Source organism: Actinoplanes oryzae (genome assembly GCF_030757795.1).
GTDB lineage: Bacteria > Actinomycetota > Actinomycetes > Mycobacteriales > Micromonosporaceae > Actinoplanes.
Map to the genome: position 1 here is coordinate 128438 of NZ_JAUQWH010000002.1, position 16099 is coordinate 144536.

General features: G+C 72.6%; 23 protein-coding genes. 20 read left to right on the plus strand and 3 right to left on the minus strand.

The features are described from left to right. Window positions 1-329 precede the first annotated feature (329 nt). Window positions 330-2027 (plus strand): MFS transporter, encoded by a 1698-nt coding sequence (locus tag RBH18_RS01515; RefSeq protein ID WP_306203978.1) that lies wholly within the window; start codon window positions 330-332, stop codon window positions 2025-2027. Here the strand turns inward: RBH18_RS01515 and mshD are convergent, their stop codons facing one another. Next, entirely contained in the window at window positions 2028-2906 is an 879-nt protein-coding gene (gene mshD / locus RBH18_RS01520) for a mycothiol synthase (protein WP_306203979.1), read from the minus strand. It abuts the gene before it with no gap. Window positions 2907-2916: 10 nt separating this feature from the next. Beyond that, a complete protein-coding gene (locus RBH18_RS01525; protein WP_306203980.1) occupies window positions 2917-3639 on the minus strand; it encodes a winged helix-turn-helix transcriptional regulator in 723 nt (240 codons plus the stop codon). Between the two features lie 293 nt (window positions 3640-3932). Here RBH18_RS01525 and RBH18_RS01530 point away from each other — a divergent pair, with 293 nt between their 5' ends. The 8 genes from RBH18_RS01530 to RBH18_RS01560 all read left to right on the plus strand — a co-directional run bounded on the left by RBH18_RS01530 (window position 3933) and on the right by RBH18_RS01560 (window position 8844). Next, a complete protein-coding gene (locus RBH18_RS01530; RefSeq protein ID WP_306203981.1) occupies window positions 3933-4931 on the plus strand; it encodes a hypothetical protein in 999 nt (332 codons plus the stop codon). 54 nt (window positions 4932-4985) lie between these two features. Next, window positions 4986-5777: an LmeA family phospholipid-binding protein gene (locus RBH18_RS01535; protein ID WP_306203982.1), complete on the plus strand. Its 792-nt coding sequence runs from the start codon at window positions 4986-4988 to the stop codon at window positions 5775-5777. A 70-nt stretch (window positions 5778-5847) separates the two neighbouring features. Beyond that, on the plus strand, window positions 5848-5925 hold the full coding sequence (locus RBH18_RS44055) for an Ms5788A family Cys-rich leader peptide (protein WP_372338835.1): 78 nt from the start codon (window positions 5848-5850) through the stop codon (window positions 5923-5925). Between the two features lie 151 nt (window positions 5926-6076). Beyond that, complete coding sequence (locus RBH18_RS01540) at window positions 6077-6925, plus strand: sulfurtransferase (protein ID WP_306203983.1); 849 nt, start codon at window positions 6077-6079, stop codon at window positions 6923-6925. A 5-nt stretch (window positions 6926-6930) separates the two neighbouring features. Further along, window positions 6931-7263, plus strand: a complete 333-nt coding sequence (locus tag RBH18_RS01545; RefSeq protein ID WP_305784824.1) for a DUF1416 domain-containing protein — start codon at window positions 6931-6933, stop codon at window positions 7261-7263. Window positions 7264-7397: 134 nt separating this feature from the next. Next, the gene (locus tag RBH18_RS01550) at window positions 7398-7643 is read left to right on the plus strand and encodes a hypothetical protein (protein WP_306203984.1); all 246 of its coding nucleotides are present in this window, start codon (window positions 7398-7400) and stop codon (window positions 7641-7643) included. Then, window positions 7640-7942 (plus strand): type II toxin-antitoxin system PemK/MazF family toxin, encoded by a 303-nt coding sequence (locus tag RBH18_RS01555; protein WP_306203985.1) that lies wholly within the window; start codon window positions 7640-7642, stop codon window positions 7940-7942. Before RBH18_RS01550 ends, RBH18_RS01555 begins: the two co-directional genes overlap by 4 nt. A gap of 35 nt (window positions 7943-7977) precedes the next feature. Then, the gene (locus RBH18_RS01560) at window positions 7978-8844 is read left to right on the plus strand and encodes a hypothetical protein (RefSeq protein WP_306203986.1); all 867 of its coding nucleotides are present in this window, start codon (window positions 7978-7980) and stop codon (window positions 8842-8844) included. On the opposite strand, the gene RBH18_RS01565 is transcribed toward RBH18_RS01560, so the two are convergent. Further along, entirely contained in the window at window positions 8838-9212 is a 375-nt protein-coding gene (locus RBH18_RS01565; protein ID WP_306203988.1) for a DsrE family protein, read from the minus strand. The genes RBH18_RS01560 and RBH18_RS01565 overlap by 7 nt on opposite strands. A gap of 14 nt (window positions 9213-9226) precedes the next feature. Between RBH18_RS01565 and mtfM the strand changes: the two genes are divergently transcribed. From mtfM to RBH18_RS01620, 11 genes are all read left to right on the plus strand, one after another. Next, window positions 9227-9331, plus strand: coding sequence for a small membrane protein MtfM (gene mtfM, locus RBH18_RS01570; RefSeq protein WP_304438988.1), 105 nt, complete (start codon window positions 9227-9229; stop codon window positions 9329-9331). Beyond that, the gene (locus tag RBH18_RS01575; protein WP_306203989.1) at window positions 9328-9930 is read left to right on the plus strand and encodes an FABP family protein; all 603 of its coding nucleotides are present in this window, start codon (window positions 9328-9330) and stop codon (window positions 9928-9930) included. Before mtfM ends, RBH18_RS01575 begins: the two co-directional genes overlap by 4 nt. A gap of 77 nt (window positions 9931-10007) precedes the next feature. Then, complete coding sequence (locus RBH18_RS01580) at window positions 10008-10406, plus strand: Fur family transcriptional regulator (RefSeq protein WP_306204036.1); 399 nt, start codon at window positions 10008-10010, stop codon at window positions 10404-10406. After that, window positions 10403-11461 (plus strand): CAF17-like 4Fe-4S cluster assembly/insertion protein YgfZ, encoded by a 1059-nt coding sequence (gene ygfZ / locus RBH18_RS01585; RefSeq protein ID WP_306203990.1) that lies wholly within the window; start codon window positions 10403-10405, stop codon window positions 11459-11461. Before RBH18_RS01580 ends, ygfZ begins: the two co-directional genes overlap by 4 nt. 26 nt (window positions 11462-11487) lie before the next feature. Continuing rightward, on the plus strand, window positions 11488-12321 hold the full coding sequence (locus RBH18_RS01590; protein ID WP_306203991.1) for a BKACE family enzyme: 834 nt from the start codon (window positions 11488-11490) through the stop codon (window positions 12319-12321). Continuing rightward, window positions 12318-13253 carry an asparaginase gene (locus RBH18_RS01595; RefSeq protein WP_306203992.1) on the plus strand — a complete coding sequence of 312 codons (936 nt, stop codon included), beginning with the start codon at window positions 12318-12320 and terminating at the stop codon, window positions 13251-13253. Before RBH18_RS01590 ends, RBH18_RS01595 begins: the two co-directional genes overlap by 4 nt. 68 nt (window positions 13254-13321) lie before the next feature. Further along, window positions 13322-13831 (plus strand): helix-turn-helix domain-containing protein, encoded by a 510-nt coding sequence (locus RBH18_RS01600; RefSeq protein WP_306203993.1) that lies wholly within the window; start codon window positions 13322-13324, stop codon window positions 13829-13831. Further along, a complete protein-coding gene (locus RBH18_RS01605; protein ID WP_306203994.1) occupies window positions 13831-14289 on the plus strand; it encodes a hypothetical protein in 459 nt (152 codons plus the stop codon). Before RBH18_RS01600 ends, RBH18_RS01605 begins: the two co-directional genes overlap by 1 nt. A gap of 64 nt (window positions 14290-14353) precedes the next feature. Then, entirely contained in the window at window positions 14354-14665 is a 312-nt protein-coding gene (locus tag RBH18_RS01610; protein ID WP_306203995.1) for a DUF2516 family protein, read from the plus strand. Further along, a complete protein-coding gene (locus RBH18_RS01615; RefSeq protein WP_372338830.1) occupies window positions 14662-15558 on the plus strand; it encodes an alpha/beta fold hydrolase in 897 nt (298 codons plus the stop codon). Before RBH18_RS01610 ends, RBH18_RS01615 begins: the two co-directional genes overlap by 4 nt. Before the next feature lie 31 nt (window positions 15559-15589). Further along, window positions 15590-16075 carry a hypothetical protein gene (locus RBH18_RS01620; protein WP_306203996.1) on the plus strand — a complete coding sequence of 162 codons (486 nt, stop codon included), beginning with the start codon at window positions 15590-15592 and terminating at the stop codon, window positions 16073-16075. Window positions 16076-16099 lie beyond the last annotated feature (24 nt).

Consider the following 16099-nt stretch of genomic DNA (forward strand, 5'->3'; position numbering starts at 1 on the left):
CAGGTGACCGGCTCACCGGGGCAGGGTGAACGCAGGGTGAACACGTCTGCGCCTCCTCGTTGCCTTTGGCTGAGGAGGGGTTGTCCGTTACGTGAACCGCGCGTCCCTTGACCGATTTATCCGGGCAAAACGCCACGGCTTGACTGCACCGAGATGTCTCGTTGACCGTTCCGTGACCGGAGTGACGGACGGAGTGTGTCTGGCGTCACTCTGTCATAACGGGACTTCGGGAGTCGGCCGTTCAGCTGCTGTTCGCCGCCATGGTGGTCCCACGTTCACGTGGTGCTCACCACTGGCTGCTCCCGGAGAGATCGCTGCATAATACAGATATGCAGAACGGCGCCCCCTCTCCCTTCAAGCAACCCCGCGCGGTGTGGGCCGTGGCCTTCGCCTGCGTCATCTCCTTCATGGGCATCGGGCTCGTGGACCCGATCCTCCCCGCCCTCGCCGAGGACCTGCACGCCTCGCCCAGCCAGGTGTCGCTGCTCTTCACCAGCTATCTCGTGGTGACCGCGGTCGCGATGCTGCTCGCCGGCGCGGTCGCCAGCCGGATCGGCCCCAAGCGCACCCTGGTCGTCGGCCTGGCGATCATCGTCGTCTTCGCCGCCCTGGCCGGCACCTCCGACACCGTCGGCCAGATCGTCGGCTTCCGCGCCGGCTGGGGCCTGGGCAACGCGCTCTTCATCGCGACCAGCCTCGCGGTCATCGTCGCGTCCGCCACCAGCGGCTTCGCCGGCGCGATCATCCTCTACGAGACCGCCCTCGGCCTCGGCATCGCGGTCGGCCCGCTGCTCGGCGGCGAGCTGGGCAGCATCAGCTGGCGCGGCCCCTTCTTCGGCGTCGCCGTGCTGATGGCGATCGCCATGGTGGCCACCATCGCCTTCGTGCCCGCGCTGCCCAAGCCGGCCCGGCGCCAGTCGGTCACCGAGCCGCTCAAGGCGCTGCGCCACCGCGGGCTGCTGACCATGGGCATCATGGCGCTGCTCTACAACTGGGGCTTCTTCACGATGCTGGGCTACGCGCCCTACCCGATGGAGCTCGGCGCCCACGAGCTCGGCCTCGTCTTCACCGGCTGGGGGCTGCTGGTCGCCCTGTTCAGCGTCTTCGTCGCCCCGCGCCTGCAGGCCCGCTTCGGCACGGCCCCGGTCCTGTACGCCAACATGGCCGCCCTCGCCGTCGTCATGGTCGTCATCGCGGCCGGCGTCACCACGCCCGCCACGGTGATCGCCGCGGTGATCGTCAGCGGCGCCTTCATCGGCATCAACAACACGCTCACCACCCAGGCCGTCATGCTGGTGGCGCCGGTCGAGCGGTCGGTGGCCTCCTCGGCGTACGGCTTCGTCCGCTTCATCGGCGGTGGCCTGGCCCCCTTCGCCGCGGGCAAGCTCGCCGACTCCTTCGACCTGAGCGTCCCGTTCTACGTGGGAGGACTGGCCTTCCTGCTCGCGATCCCGGTCCTGGCCTCGGGGCACAAGCTGGTGACCGCCGCGGAGAACGCCCCTGCCTCGCCCTCGCCCTCGCTGTCCCCGGTGGGCCCCGCGCTCGCCACGGACTCCCGGCCGGTCGTCGTGGCGATCGGCGACAACGATGCGGCCGAGGAGATCGTGGACGCGGCGGCCGCGCTCGCCCGGGCGCAGGGCAGCGCCCTCGAGGTGGTCCACGTGCGCGAGACCGTGGTCGTCGAGGAGCTCGCCGTCGAGCCCGAAGACCCCGAGCACGCCCTCGCCGCGGTCCAGGGGCACCTCGACAGGCTCGCCGCGCACGGCGTCGCGGCCCACGGGCAGATCCTGACCAGCGTCGGGGACCACGCCGCCGCCGGCCGGGTGCTCGCGCAGCATGCCGAGGACGTGCACGCCCGGGCCGTTGCCGTCGGGCGTTCGCCGCGCGGGGCTGCCGCTCAGTTCGCCGACGGAAGCTTCACCGCGGCGCTGACCCATGCTGCCGCGTGCACGGTGGTGCTGGTCCGGCCGGGCGAGGAGCCGCACCCGCTCACGCCGGCGGCCCTGCCCGAGCTGCGCGGGGTGTGATCAGCGGCGGGCGTACTGGATGTCGGTCGAGTAGACCTCGAAGCCCAGGCGGCGGTAGAGGGCGACGGCGGCCGTGTTCGACTCGTCCACGTAGAGCAGGGCGTCGCCCAGGCCGAGGCCGGCGAGATGGCGCAGGCCGGCCACGCTGAGCGCGGCGCCCAGCCCCCGCCGGTGCCCGCCCGGGTCGACGCCGAGCACGTAGATCTCGCCGAGTGCCGGCTCGCCGCCCTCGGCGGGGTGCACCTTGGTCCAGTGGAAACCCAGCAGCCGGTCGTCGGCCGGGTCGACGGCGAGCAGGAAGCCGGCCGGGTCGAACCACGGCTCGGCCCGGCGCAGCCGCAGGTCGTCGGCGGTCCAGCGGCCCTGCTCGGGATGGTGGGCGAAGGCCCGCGCGTTGACGCCCAGCCAGGCCTCGTCGTCCCGGCCGGGCACGAAGGGCCGGATCCGGACGCCGTCGGGCACGGGGACATCGGGCAGCCCGTCGAGCGGCCGGCGCATCTGCCACAGCACCCGGTCGCGGGTGAAGCCGGCCTTCTCCGCGAAGGCGCGGGCGCCGGGCTCGTCGCCGTGCGCCCAGAACTGCAGCTCACCGGGGCCGGCGGCGGTCAGCAGGGCCGTGCCGTGGCCGCGGAGGCGATGCTTGGGGTGCACGACCAGCTCGCCGGACGTGCCGTTGAGATAGGCGTAACCCGCGAGCTCGCCGCCCCCGGACTCGGTCGCATAGGCGAGCAGGTGCCGATGGGCGTCGCCGCGGAGTCCGAGAAGGCCGTCCTCGGAGAGTGGACTGACGCCGTCCGCCTCGTCCGCCGCGGTGGCCAGCGCGAGCACGTCGGCCACCTCGGCGGAGGAGAGTCGGTCCGTGGACCGGACGGCAGTCATCCCGGACGGCTCAGACGGGCAGGGCGACGGGCTCGTTGTCGGGCAGCTGGCGGCCGTTCGGCGGGACCACGAACTTGTAGCCGACCTGGCGCACGGTGCCGATCATCGACTCATACTCCGAGCCGAGCTTGGCCCGCAGGCGCCGGACGTGCACGTCGACCGTGCGGGTGCCGCCGAAGTAGTCGTAGCCCCAGACCTCGCGGAGCAGCTGGTCGCGGGTGAAGACCCGGCCCGGGTGCTGCGCCAGGAACTTGAGCAGCTCGAACTCCTTGTAGGTGAGGTCGAGCGGGCGCCCCTTGAGCTTGGCGGCGTAGGTGTCGGGGTCGATGTTGAGCTCGCCGGCGCGGATCGAGCCGCCGGCGCCGGCGGTCGCGTTGGTCAGCCGGCCGACGCCCAGGCGCAGCCGGGCCTCGACCTCGGCCGGACCCGCCGTGGCGAGGATGACGTCGTCGACACCCCAGTCGGCGTTGAGCGCGATGAGGCCGGCCTCGGTGACCACGGCGACCAGCGGGACGCCGATGCCGGTCGCGTGCAGCATGCGGCAGGTCGCCCGGGCCTCGGAGAGCTCGGAGCGCGCGTCCACCAGCACGGCGTCGGGGCTCGGGCCCGACACCAGGGTGCGGACGTCGCGCGGGGCGGTGCGCACGGAGTGGGGCAGCAGGTCCAGCGCGGGCAGCACGGCGGAAGGTTCGCCGGCGCGGGCCGTCACCAACAGGAGAAGTTCCACACTCACCTCGATCCTCGCGGCACGTCGGCCGCTCAGGTGACCCGGTCTGCACGCATCTCTGCAGCGCAACCGGATGGGTCTCGTCCCGGCGTCACCGACGGGTGGGCTGGCACCACCTTAACCGATGCATCCGGCTGTTCACCCGTCAGCGACCGTCGTGTGATGCGGCGTACGCCCTCGAGGTGGCCGAACGGTCAACTCTTGACCAACCGTTCACCCGAGCGGTCGCCCCGGTCCGATGGGAGCGTGCCCAGGCCGCGCCTGCGCACGGACTTGCCCGGTCTGGCACCATCGCAGGCGTGTTTCCCTCAACCCCGCGCGACAGCGATGCCTGGGACGAAGACGCCACCAGGGACGTCGCCAGGTCCGCGCCGGGCCGTGGCCACTTCTACGCCGGCGACCGGGAGGACGAGCGCAGGCCCTCCGGCGACGCCGACGACGCGGAGTTCGAGGAGGAAGAGGTCCGGGTCGTCCCGGTGCGCCGGCAGCTGTCGGTGGCCATCGCCGGGTTCGCCGGGCTGCTCGGCGCCGGCCTGGTGCTCGGCGCGCAGACGTCGGGGCCGGACGCCCGGCTGCCGTACGCCATCGTGCTCTTCGGGGTGCAGCTGTTGTATGTGCTCGCCTTCACGATGGCCATCCGGCCGCCCGCGGCGTACACGGTCGCGGGAATCTCGCTCGTCGCCGGTGCCGCGGCGGACTATGTGGCCGTGACCGGTGACTCACCCGGTGTCATGCCGACGCTCTATATCTTGGGCGCCGCCTTCCTCGGAGCCCTCATCGGCCAGGCCGTCCGGCCGGAGGACCGGCTGCGGCTGCGCGACGCGCTCGGCGGCACCTTCCTGGTCGTCCTCGGCCCCGCCTGTCTCGCCCTGCTGATCGTCCTGACCCGCCGCCCGGCCGGCACCCAGGCCATCATGATGTGCCTCGGCGCCGTGGGGGTGACGCTGCTGGTCGCCCACCTGACCGACGCGGTGTTCCCCAAGCCGCGCGTCGCGCTCCAGGTGCCCCGCGGGGCCACGGGCATCGTGCTCGGCGCCATGCTCGGCACCTTCGGCGCCGCCGCGCTGGGCAGCGTGCTGGTCCTGCCCTTCACGCCGGGCAAGGGTGCGATCCTCGGCCTGGTCGTCGCGGGCATTGCCGCGCTGGTCGACCTGGCCGTCAACTACTCCGAGGCGGGCCGGGGGCTGGCCGGCGACGCTCCCACCTTCTGGATCGCCCGGCACATGCAGGGGCCGCTCGGGGCCTTCGCGTTCGCGGTCCCGGCCACGTACATCCTCGCGGTGTTCGTTCTCTCCTAGCACTGGGCATATACCGTCGCCGTCCCCGTTACTGCTCTTCTGCGAGGTGCTCAGGTGGCCGAGGTCTACGGGTCGGCGCAGCCGCGTAAGCGTCGCCGGGGCCGGAAGCTGCTCGTCGGCTTCCTGGTCCTGCTCGTCCTGCTGGGCATCGCCCTGGCGGTGGCCGACCGGGTGGCCGCCTCCTACGCGGAGCGCACCATCGCCGACCGGGTCAGCCAGCAGCTCGCCGACCAGAAGGCGACCGCGGAGAGCCCGGACGTCACGGTCGAGGGCGTGCCCTTCCTGACCCAGGTCGCCCGCGGGGAGTACCAGGAGATCAAGATCCTGCTGCAGGACTTCTCCGCGCCCGCCGGCAACGGCCAGACGATCAAGATGCCGACGCTCGACATCCGGGCGAAGGACGTGGCCGCGCCGCTCAACACCCTGCGCACCGGCAACGGCGACATCACGGCCGGCACGGTGACGGGCACCGGCACGATCGCGTACGCGGACCTCGCCGCCCTCATCGGCCAGGACGGCCTGAAGGTCTCCGAGCAGGGCGGCAAGCTCGTCGGCACGGCTCCGGTCCAGGCGCTCGGCCAGACCTTCCAGGTCACCGGCACGGCGAACCTCGAGGTCGCCGACGGCGTGGTGCGGGTGCGCTTCGCCGACGTGACGGCCGAGGGGCTCCCGGCGATCCCGCTGGTGCAGAACATCGTCGACAACTACGTGCAGAACCTGTCGTACGACCTCGACGTCCCCGCGCTGCCCCTCGACCTCAAGGTGCAGAAGGTGGAGCCCAAGCCGGAGGGCCTGGTGGTGACGGCCGGGGCCGACAACGTGCCGCTGAACTCCGGCGGACTGTGACGGCTGCCTCCCGTCCCGGATGGTGATAGAGGTTTTCCGCTCTGTAACACCGCTGGTAGGGTCGGTCACCATGAGCCTGTTGCTCACCAAGAGGCGCGCGGTCGACCTGTGCCGCGTGGCCGCCTGCCTGTGTCGCCCCGCATTCTGACGGGGCCACTCGCGCTTTCCTTTTTCGCCCGGCAGTGGCGCCGTACGCAAACCGTGATCCGTTTTCCGGGTCGGCGCGCGTGCGTCCTCTTCACCACCCCAGCTCCCGCGCGCTGACTCACCCATCTCTCACCTGACAAGGGAGCAATCCGATGAGTCGCGACTCCGCACTCGTCTCTGCCGACTGGGCCGAGAAGAACCTGGACACCCCGGGTGTCGTCTTCGTCGAGGTCGACGAGGACACCACCGCCTACGACGGCGGGCACATCCCCGGTGCCGTGAAGCTCGACTGGAAGCAGGACCTGCAGGACCCGGTGCGCCGGGACTTCGTGAACCAGGAGCAGTTCTCCGCCCTGCTGTCCGAGAAGGGCATCTCCAACGATGACGTCGTCGTGCTCTACGGCGGCAACAACAACTGGTTCGCGGCGTACGCGTACTGGTACTTCAAGCTCTACGGCCACGAGCAGGTCAAGCTGATCGACGGTGGCCGCAAGAAGTGGGAGCTCGACGCCCGCACGTACACCAAGGATGTCCCCTCGCGCGCCAAGACGACGTACGTCGCCAAGGAGCCGGACCTGTCGATCCGCGCCTTCCGCGACGAGGTCGTGCAGGCCATCGGCGTGAAGAACCTCGTCGACGTGCGCAGCCCCGACGAGTTCGCGGGCCGGCTGCTCGCCCCGGCGCACCTGCCCCAGGAGCAGTCGCAGCGCGGCGGCCACATCCCCACGGCCATCAGCGTGCCGTGGAGCAAGGCCGCGAACGAGGACGGCACCTTCAAGTCCGACGAGGAACTGAAGAAGATCTACGGCGACGCCGGCCTCGACGGCAGCAAGGACACCATCGCCTACTGCCGCATCGGCGAGCGCTCCTCGCACACGTGGTTCGTGCTGCGCGAGCTCCTCGGCCAGGAGAACGTGAAGAACTACGACGGCTCGTGGACCGAGTACGGCTCGCTCATCGGCGTGCCGATCGCGCTCGGCGACGAGCCCGGAAAGGCGTGACCGCCATGACCACCCCCTCCAACATCGCGGACGGCTGCGCCGCCCCCGACCAGTCGGCGCCCCTCCCCGCGAGCGTCGACCTGGAGAAGGAGACGGTCATCACCGGCATCGTCTCCAACGCCGAGGGCGAGGCCGTGGGCGGCGCGTACGTCCGCCTGCTCGACTCGTCCGGCGAGTTCACCGCCGAGGTCGTGACGTCGCCCGAGGGCGTGTTCCGCTTCTTCGCGGCGCCCGGCTCGTGGACGCTGCGGGCGCTCTCCCGCGCCGGCAACGGCGACCTGGCCGTCGACGCCACGCGCGGCGTGAACGAAGTGGCGCTGGCTGTCGCGGCTGCCTGACCCACGCTCTGTTCGACAGGGGCGGTACTCCTCCGGGAGTGCCGCCCCTGCTCGTTGTCCACAGGCCGATGAGTTATCCACATCTTGCGCTCCCGAGGATGACGCGGCGCCAGTGACGTGAGTACGGTTGCGCCATGACTAGATCGATGGATGCGCCCGTGGAGCGTGTCGACATTCCCTTGGCGGGCTGCGTGCTCGCTGCAGCCCAGCATGCCGCTTCGTGCGAGGGCCTGTCCCTGTCCGATTGGGTGGAAAAGGCGGTGCTCTTCCGGGCTGTCGCCCGGGTGCAGGAAGTGCCTCCTGATCAATACGAGCGATCCCCCGACTACCTGCCCGGGTGGCCACGCAACCAGGTCTTCGACTACGAGGACCTGGCGTGAAGCGAGGCGAGATCTGGTCGGTGGTGCGCATGCGGCACCAGCGGTCCGTGGTCGTCGTCGGCAGCGACGAGGTGACCGCCAAGCGAGATGCGGTGCTTTCTGTGCCGCTGTCGGAGGTGATGAGTGCCGCCCCGGAGCATCCCGCTGTGGCGGAGAGTTCCGGACGACCGATGGGAGTGGCCCTGGCTCCCCGGATCGGCGAGATCGACAAGAGCTACTTCCTGGTCCCGAGCGGTGAGTTGAGCCGGGACAGCCTCGACAAGCTCGACCGTGCCCTGCGGGAGGTGCTGGACCTGTGACCTTGGGGCGGGCGGCGGCGTGCGAGCATGGCGGCGTGAGCAGTCCGCCGCAGTTCGCGTTCGCGCCGCCGCCGGTGCCGGAGCGGCCGAGGCGGCGGTGGTGGGTCGTGGGGATCGTGGCGGCCTGGGCGGTGGTGCTGGTGGGGGCCTCGGTGTGGTCGGTGCGCAACGATCCGCCGACCGTGCCGGAGCAGCGGGACATCGCGGCGGCGCTGCCGGTCGTGCAGCGGGCCTCGGGGTTCGTGGTGGCCGCGGCCGGTGGGCCCGGGCAGGTCCTGGAGATCGGGGCGCTCACCTTCGACCGGGACTGTGCGCTCACGCCGGTGCGTGACGGGGTCGAGGCGGCGCGGGACGTCGTCGTGCGGGTCAAGGACAACGAGGCGCCCGAGGTGCTCGAGGCGATCGGCGCGGGGCTGCCCGGCGACTATCACGCGGCCGTGGAGCACAACCTGGATCAGACGCGGTTCTCGCTGCGGGCGGATGCGGGGGAGTTCGTGGGCGTGGACGCGTCGATCCGGGAGGCCGACACGACGATCCGGCTGCGGGTGTCGACCGGGTGCCGGCCCCTGGCGGACGGGGTGGACTATGCGCCTGCGCCGACGCCGGCGGGGCAGGAGCCGGATGCTTTCCGGGATGCCGTGGCGGCGCTGGGCGGGGGAGGCTCGGCGACGGTGACCGAGGTCTCGTGCCCGGGCGCTGCCGCCACTGCGCGCACGGTGGTGGCGGAGGGGCTGAAGGCGCCGGCGGATCTCGGGCCGGTGTTGCGGCAGCTGACCGGCGCGGCGGTGGTGGTGCGGGCCGAGGCGGGCGAGTGGGCGTACCGGGTGGGTGACGTGTCCGTGGTCGTGACCGGTGCGGAGGGGGCGGCCCGGGTCAGCGCGACGACGGGGTGCGCTCAGTAGACGACGGCCTGGGCGCCGTCGCCCATGATCTCCTCGACGAAGACGGCGGCGCCGGCGATGCGGATGCCCGGCAGGACGTCGCCGGGGCCGATCTCGCGCCGGGCCGCGCACTGCGTGCACAGGGTCACCGTGCCCGAGGCCAGCAGCAGGTCGAGCAGGTCCGGCAGCGGCGCGGCGTGCGGCAGCTCGAAGGACGCCGCCCGGCCCGGCAGCGCGAACCACGCCGACTCGCCGGTCAGCCAGAAGGAGACCGGCACGCCGGAAGCCGCCGCGGTGCTCGCCACCGTGAAGGCCTGCGAGCAGCGCTCCGGGGCGTCGGCGCCGGCGGTGGTCTTGACGACGAGGAGGCGGGCCATGCGGGTCAGCATAGGATGGTCCCGTCATGGTTACGGAGATCGGGTATGTCAGCCTGCTGGTCGCCGGCATCGGCGCGCTGGCGGGCGGTTTGGGCTATCTGGCTATGCGCATTGCAAGGGGACGCTGGTGAGCAGTGAGACGGAGAACCCCCTCGGACCGCCGCCCTGGCTGAACGCGCCACCGGTCGAGGGCTATCCGTACGAGGACACCCACGACCTGCGCTCGGGCCCGGACCTGCACCCCGCGCTGCTCGGCCTGCTGCCGTTCATCGGGCTGTGGCGGGGCCGCGGGCAGGGTGGCTTTCCGGCGACGGAGGACTACAACTTCGCACAGGAGATCCGGATCAGCCACGACGGCCGGCCCTTCCTGGCGTACGAGTCGCGCATCTGGCTGCTCGACGACGAGTCGAAGCCGATCGGGATGGCGGACCGGGAGTTCGGGTTCTGGCGGCCGGTGCTGAACGCCGAGGGCCGCCCGACGGACGAGATGGAGGCCACGCTCACCACGCAGGAGGGCGTGATCGAGATCTACGAGGGCGAGGCCAAGGGCACGCGGCTCGAGATGGCGACGGCGGGTGTCGGGCACACCGCCACGGGGCTGGCGGTCTCGGGCGGGCACCGGCTGTTCGGGATCGTCGAGGGTGCGCTGCTGTATGCGTACGAGATGGCGGCGAAGGGTGAGGCCCTCCAGCCGCACCTCTCCGCGCGGCTGTTGCGCATCGGCGGCTGAGAGCACAGCGAGCGCGGCGGTCGTGAGGCCGCCGCGCGAACTATGCTCGACGTGTGTCCGCCACCTCTCTCGCCGAGATGCTCCGGGAGCGCGGCCTGCGCCTCACACCGCAGCGCCAGCTGATCCTGGAGGCGGTCCATGAGCTGGGCCACGCGACGCCGGAGTCGATCCACCACGCCGTGCGCGAGCGCGCCGCCGGGGTGAACATCACGACGGTCTACCGCACCCTCGAGCTGCTCGAGGAGCTGGGCCTGGTCAATCACACCCACCTGTCGCACGGCTCGCCGACCTACCATCCCGCGGGTGAGGATCAGCACGTCCACTTGGTCTGCCGCAATTGTGGGGCTATCAAGGAAGTCGATCCGTCGATCATGTTGCCGGTCACCGAGCGGCTGCAGCGGGAGTGCGACTTCCGCGTCGACGTCGGCCACGTGTCCCTCTTCGGGGTCTGCGGCGACTGCAAGGAGCGAGCATGACCATCGTCGCGGTTCAGGATCTCGAGCCGGAGTCCGCCGACGCCGGGGTGCCGGCGCACTACGGCGACCCAATGCGCGAGCAGCGCCTGCTGGAGACCGGCGCCGGGCTGGTCGACCGCTCCAACCGTGACGTCGTGGCCGTGCCCGGCGAGGAGCGGGCGAGCTGGCTGCACACCATCACCACCCAGCACCTCAGCGACCTGGGCGCCGGGCAGGGCACCGAGCTGCTCGTCCTCTCGCCGCACGGGCACGTCGAGCAGCACGCCCAGGTGACCGAGGACGGCACGACGACCTGGCTCGACACCGAGCCCGGGGCCGGCGCCGGCCTGCTCGGCTATCTCCAGATGATGCGCTTCTTCACGCGGGTCGAGCCGCGGGACGCCACGGCCGAGATCGCGGTGCTGTCGCTGGTGGGCCCCGATGCCGCCGCGACCGCCGCGCGCCTGCTCGGCGTCGAGCTGGCCGAGCCGCGGGTGGCGGAGATCCCGGGGCCGAAGTTCGCCGCCGGGTCCGTGCCGTCCGGCCCGACCGCGCGCTACGACGTCCGGCCGTTCGAGGGCGGGTGGGCCCGCCGGGTGCCGCTCGGCGTGGACCTGCTCGTGCCGCGGGACAGGCTGGACGACGTCGCGGCGCGGCTGGCCGAGGTGCCGCGGGCGGGGCTGTGGGCGTACGAGGCGGTGCGGGTGGCGCATCGCATCCCGCGGCTGGGCTGGGAGACCGACCACCGGACGATCCCGGCCGAGGCCGGGTTCCTCGCCGCGGCCGTGCACCTCGACAAGGGTTGCTACCGGGGGCAGGAGACCGTCGCCCGGGTGCACAACCTGGGGCGCCCGCCGCGCCGGCTGGTCCTGCTGCACCTGGACGGCGTTGCGACCGACCACCCGCCGGCGCACGGCACGCCGGTCACGCTCGACGGGCGGGAGGTCGGGTTCGTCGGGACCGCCGTGCGGCACCACGAGCTGGGCATGATCGCGCTGGCCGTGCTCAAGCGCAACGTCGCCGACGACGCCCGCCTGACTGTGGCGGAGTCCGCGGCGGCGATCGATCCGGAGTAAGAACGAGGCGTGGCAGGATCTCGGATATGACCGGGACCTTGATCACTGTCGCGCCCACCGGCGCGGAGAGCTCGAAGGCAGCCGCACCCGCGCTGCCGGTGACCCTGGACGAGCTCGTGGCCACCGCCAAGGAGTGCGAGGCGCTCGGCGCCGCCGTCGTCCACGTCCACATCCGCGACGACGCCGCCGAGCCGACGCTCGACCCGGGCCGGCTGCGCGACACCGTGGCGGCGCTGCGGCAGGCGACGGACCTCATCGTGCAGCTCTCCTCGGGCGGCGCGGTCACCGATCCGGAGGCCGACCGGCTGGCGGTGCTCGACGCGGGCCCCGAGATGGCGTCGTGCACGATGGGCACGGTCAACTTCGGCGACGGGGTGTTCCTCAACCGCTGGGAGTTCATCGTCGACCTGCACACCCGGATGCAGGAGCGCGGCATCGTGCCGGAGTACGAGATCTTCGACCTGGGCCAGCTGACGACCCTGCAGCGGCTGCTCGGCCGGCACGGCCTGCCGTACGGGGGCCATGTCCACGTCGACCTGGTCATGGGCGTGCCGGGCGGCATGCCGGGCACGGCCGAGGCGCTCGTCGCGTGCACCTCGGCGATCCGGGACCTGCCCGCGGGCACCACGTTCTCGGCCACGGGCATCGGCCGGTCGACGATCCCGGTCATGCTCGCGTCGCTGGCGACCGGTGGGCACCTGCGCGTCGGCATGGAGGACACGCTGACGTACGCCAAGGGTCGCGCCGTCGAGTCGAACATGCAGCTGGTCGCGCGGGCCGTCGGCTTCGCCCAGCTGGCCCAGCGCCCGCCGATCACCACGGCCGAGGCGCGCGAGCTGCTGGGGGTGCCGGCCCGATGATCCTCGCCGAGGTGGTGCGCTCCGGCTTCGTGGAGTGCGTGCACGAGGGGTCGGTCGTGGTGCTGGACACGTCCGGCGCGGTCGTCGCGGCCGCGGGGGACGTGACCGGTCCCGTCTTCCCGCGCTCGTCGAACAAGCCGTTGCAGACCGTGGGGATGCTGCGCAGCGGATTGCGTACGGGGGAGCCTGCCGATCTTGCTCTGATCAGCGGCAGCCACTACGGCGAGCCGTTCCACGTGGCCCGGGTCCGGCGGATCCTGGCCGGGGCCGGGCTCGCCGAGGACGATCTGCGCTGCGTGGAGTCGTTGCCGTTGCTGGAGAGCGCGCGCGACGATGTGCTCCGCGCCGGGGGCGGCGCCTCGCGGATCCTCATGAACTGCTCGGGCAAGCACGCCGGCATGCTCGCGACCTGCGTGGCGAACGGGTGGCCCCGGGACGACTACCGCGACGCCAAGCACCCGCTGCAGGTGGCCGTCGCCGACACCGTGGAGGAGCTGGTCGGCGAGCCGATCGCGGCGACCGGGGTGGACGGCTGCGGGGCGCCGGTCTTCGGCTTCTCGCTGACCGCGCTGGCCCGGGGCTTCCAGACGCTGGTCGAGGCGCCGGAGGGCAGCCTCGAGCGGCAGGTGGCCGACGCGATGCGCGCCGACCCGGAGCTGGTCGCGGGCACCGGCGCCGACGACACGCTGCTCATGCGGGGGGTGCCGGGGCTGCTGTCCAAGGGCGGCGCCGAGGGCGTGGTCGCGGTCGCCGTGCCCGGGGCGGGTGCGGTGGCGCTCAAGATCGCCGACGGGGCGATGCGGGCGCGGATGCCCGTACTCGTCTCCGCGCTGCGCAAGCTGGGCCTCGACGCGCCCGTGCTGACCCAGCTCTCCGAGGTGCCGGTCCTGGGCGGCGGGGTGCAGGTGGGCGAGGTCCGCGCGACCTGGTGACCTGATTCACGCTAACTCCTGCAAGCGTTTTGCTTGCAGGAGTTAGCACCCGGGGCTACCGTCGGGACATGGCCACCGGTAAGGATCTGCCCCAGGACATCGGCTCCTTCATCAAGGACCTGCGGCAGACCGCGAAGATCTCGCTCCGGCAGCTCGCCGACAAGGCGGGCGTCAGCAACCCCTACCTGAGCCAGGTCGAGCGGGGGCTGCGCAAGCCGAGTGCCGAGGTGCTGCAGCAGATCGCCAGCGCGCTGCGGGTGTCGACGCCCGCGATGTACCTGCGTGCCGGCCTGCTCGACGGCGAGGGCGCGCAGGGGGTGATCGCGGCGATCGCGGTCGACCCCGACCTCACGATCGCGCAGAAGCAGTCGCTCACCCAGATCTACGAGACGTTCCGCAACGAGAACGCGCGGCAGGCCGCCGCCGACGCGCCCGCCGGGGCCGCGGCGGTGCCCGAGCCCGGCCCGGTCGACGTGCCCGACGAGGACGAGGCCCTGCGGGCCGCGATCGCCGATGTCGCCGTCGTCGAAGAAGGGGCCACGCCCCCGCCCAGGACCACTCCATCCGAGGAGAAGTGATGACCGAGCAGACCAAGACCCGGATCCCCGCCCCCCTCTACGCCGCCGCCGGCGCCGGTGACCTCGCCCTGCAGGAGCTGCGCAAGCTCCCCGCCGTGGTGAGCCAGCTCAGCGACCGCGCCGTCGCCTCGCTGCGCGTCGCCAACGACACCGCGGGCGCCACGGCCGGCTCGCTGCGCGAGAAGGCCACCGCCACCGACTTCGACAAGCTGCGCGACACCGCCGCGTCGAGCGCCCTGGCGTTCGCGCAGGTGGCCCAGGAGCGGGCCGTCGCCGCCTACACGGCGCTGGTCGCCCGGGGCGAGCGCGTGGTCGGCACCGGCGTCGTCGAGGCCGCCGACGTGGTCAACGCCGACATCGAGACCACCGAGGAGCCGAAGGCCGTCGAGGCCACGCCGGCCGCCGTCAAGCCGCGCAAGCGCGTCACCAAGGCCGCGCCCAAGCCGGTCGCCGAGTGAGCCACTGACGGACCTTGATCGCGCGTCCCGGCGTTCGCCGGGGCGTGCGGCATAAACTGCCCTCATGGTCTCCAGCGCGCCGCTTTTCTACGGTGTTGTCGTCGGCTACATCAACCTGCTCGTCACCATCGTCTCGATGGTCGTGCAGGCGGTGGCCCTTATCCACTGCATCACTCAGCGCGGCGACGCCTTCCAGGCGCTCGGCACCCTGCCCAAGGGCGCCTGGCTGGCCATCATCGCGGTCTGCATGGTGCTGACCCTGCTGCTCGGCTCGACCGGCATCTTCGGGCTGATCGGCATCGCCGCCGCGCTGATCTACCTGCTCGACGTGCGTCCGGGGCTGCGCGACCTCTCGGACGGCAAGGGCTTCTGGTGAGGTTCCGCAGGCCGTCGCCCCCGGACGGCGGCCCGCGGACCCCCGGCCCCGGCCCCACCGGGCCCCGCAGCGGCCGGCCCACCCTGCCGGCCCCGCCCACCGAGCTCGTCGAGACCCCCCATGGCGTACGCCTGGAGCAGCTCGTCACCGGCGTCGGCACCCCGGTCACCGTGTTCGCGCACGGGCTCGCCGGGGACATCGCCGGCACCCGCCCGCTCGGCAGCGCCGTGGCCGGCCGCCGGGTGTTCTTCCAGTTCCGGGGGCACGGCCGCTCCGACGCGCCGCCGGGGCCGTGGCGCTTCGCCGACCTGGCCGCCGATCTGAGCGCCGTCGCCGACCGGGCGGGCGCGACCCGGGCGGTGGGCGTCAGCATGGGCGCCGGGGCCCTCGCCCGGCTGCTCGCCACCGATCCCACCCGCTTCGAGCGGGTGGTCTTCTACCTGCCGGCACCGCTGGACGGCGTCCGCCCCCGGATCGCGGAGGAGCGGCTGTCCCGCCTGCTCGCCGCCGTCGAGTCCGGGGAGGCAGCCGCGGTCGCCGAGGCCGTCGAGGGCGAGCTGCCGCCCTCGGTGCGCAACACCCCGACGGGCTGGAGCTACCTGCGCCAGCGGGTCGATCAGCTGCTCCGCGACGGGCTCGCCCCGGAGCTGGAGACGCTGTGGCAGGAGCCGGCGCTGGCCGACCCGGAGCTGCTCAAGGCGTACCAGGGGGAGGCTCTGGTGATCGGCTGCCGCGGCGACGAGGTCCACCCGGTGGGCTGGGCCGAGCGGCTGGCCGCGCTGCTGCCGGGCGCCGACCTCGAGGTGTACGACCGCCCGGCCGTCCTCTGGACCCACCGGCGCGAGCTGCGGGCCCGCATTTCGGCCTTCCTGAACCGGCCGAACGGGCCGTAACCAAACCGGGGCGTCGCGCGGTGTACGGAACGTGCGGTTCACCCCGAAATCGGTCTTTCTCGGCATCGTCGCCGTCGGTCTCCCGTTCGCCGTCGTCACCGGCTGGTCGCTGGCCACTCCCGGCACGCCGCCCTCCGCGGTCGCCCAGGCCCCGGGCGGCGCGGGTGGCCTGGGCGCCGCCCCTGCCGGCAGGCAACCCGCGCGTACGGTGACCACTCCCGAGACCTGGTCGCCGCGCGAGACCCGGCAGGTCTCCGTGATCGAGTCCGTGGCACCGAGCGCGCCCCCGGCCAAGGCGTCACCGACGGCCACCGGCACGCCATCGTCCGCCCCGCCCACGTCGCCGGCGGCAGACCCGGACACCGGCTCGACGCTGACCCTGCCGCCGGTGCCCACGCCGACGTCGATCGAGACCGCCGACCCGAGCGCCTCGGCGACGGACGAGCCCGGCCCGGTCGCCTCCGAGTCCGCGCCGTCCGGCGGCTTCGGTCAACTCCGCTGGCACCGCCGCCGCTGAGCGGGCGCCGGGCCCCTATGCTTC

Excerpts from the sequence above, each read along its gene's own strand:
- RBH18_RS01515 (WP_306203978.1), top strand. The coding sequence starts at position 330 with ATGCAGAACGGCGCCCCCTCTCCCTTCAAGCAACCCCGCGCGGTGTGG.
- mshD (WP_306203979.1), bottom strand. The coding sequence starts at position 2,906 with ATGACTGCCGTCCGGTCCACGGACCGACTCTCCTCCGCCGAGGTGGCC.
- RBH18_RS44055 (WP_372338835.1), top strand. The coding sequence starts at position 5,848 with ATGAGCCTGTTGCTCACCAAGAGGCGCGCGGTCGACCTGTGCCGCGTG.
- RBH18_RS01540 (WP_306203983.1), top strand. The coding sequence starts at position 6,077 with ATGAGTCGCGACTCCGCACTCGTCTCTGCCGACTGGGCCGAGAAGAAC.
- RBH18_RS01545 (WP_305784824.1), top strand. The coding sequence starts at position 6,931 with ATGACCACCCCCTCCAACATCGCGGACGGCTGCGCCGCCCCCGACCAG.
- RBH18_RS01550 (WP_306203984.1), top strand. The coding sequence starts at position 7,398 with ATGACTAGATCGATGGATGCGCCCGTGGAGCGTGTCGACATTCCCTTG.
- RBH18_RS01565 (WP_306203988.1), bottom strand. The coding sequence starts at position 9,212 with ATGCTGACCCGCATGGCCCGCCTCCTCGTCGTCAAGACCACCGCCGGC.
- mtfM (WP_304438988.1), top strand. The coding sequence starts at position 9,227 with ATGGTTACGGAGATCGGGTATGTCAGCCTGCTGGTCGCCGGCATCGGC.
- RBH18_RS01580 (WP_306204036.1), top strand. The coding sequence starts at position 10,008 with ATGCTCCGGGAGCGCGGCCTGCGCCTCACACCGCAGCGCCAGCTGATC.
- ygfZ (WP_306203990.1), top strand. The coding sequence starts at position 10,403 with ATGACCATCGTCGCGGTTCAGGATCTCGAGCCGGAGTCCGCCGACGCC.
- RBH18_RS01590 (WP_306203991.1), top strand. The coding sequence starts at position 11,488 with ATGACCGGGACCTTGATCACTGTCGCGCCCACCGGCGCGGAGAGCTCG.
- RBH18_RS01595 (WP_306203992.1), top strand. The coding sequence starts at position 12,318 with ATGATCCTCGCCGAGGTGGTGCGCTCCGGCTTCGTGGAGTGCGTGCAC.
- RBH18_RS01600 (WP_306203993.1), top strand. The coding sequence starts at position 13,322 with ATGGCCACCGGTAAGGATCTGCCCCAGGACATCGGCTCCTTCATCAAG.
- RBH18_RS01605 (WP_306203994.1), top strand. The coding sequence starts at position 13,831 with ATGACCGAGCAGACCAAGACCCGGATCCCCGCCCCCCTCTACGCCGCC.
- RBH18_RS01610 (WP_306203995.1), top strand. The coding sequence starts at position 14,354 with ATGGTCTCCAGCGCGCCGCTTTTCTACGGTGTTGTCGTCGGCTACATC.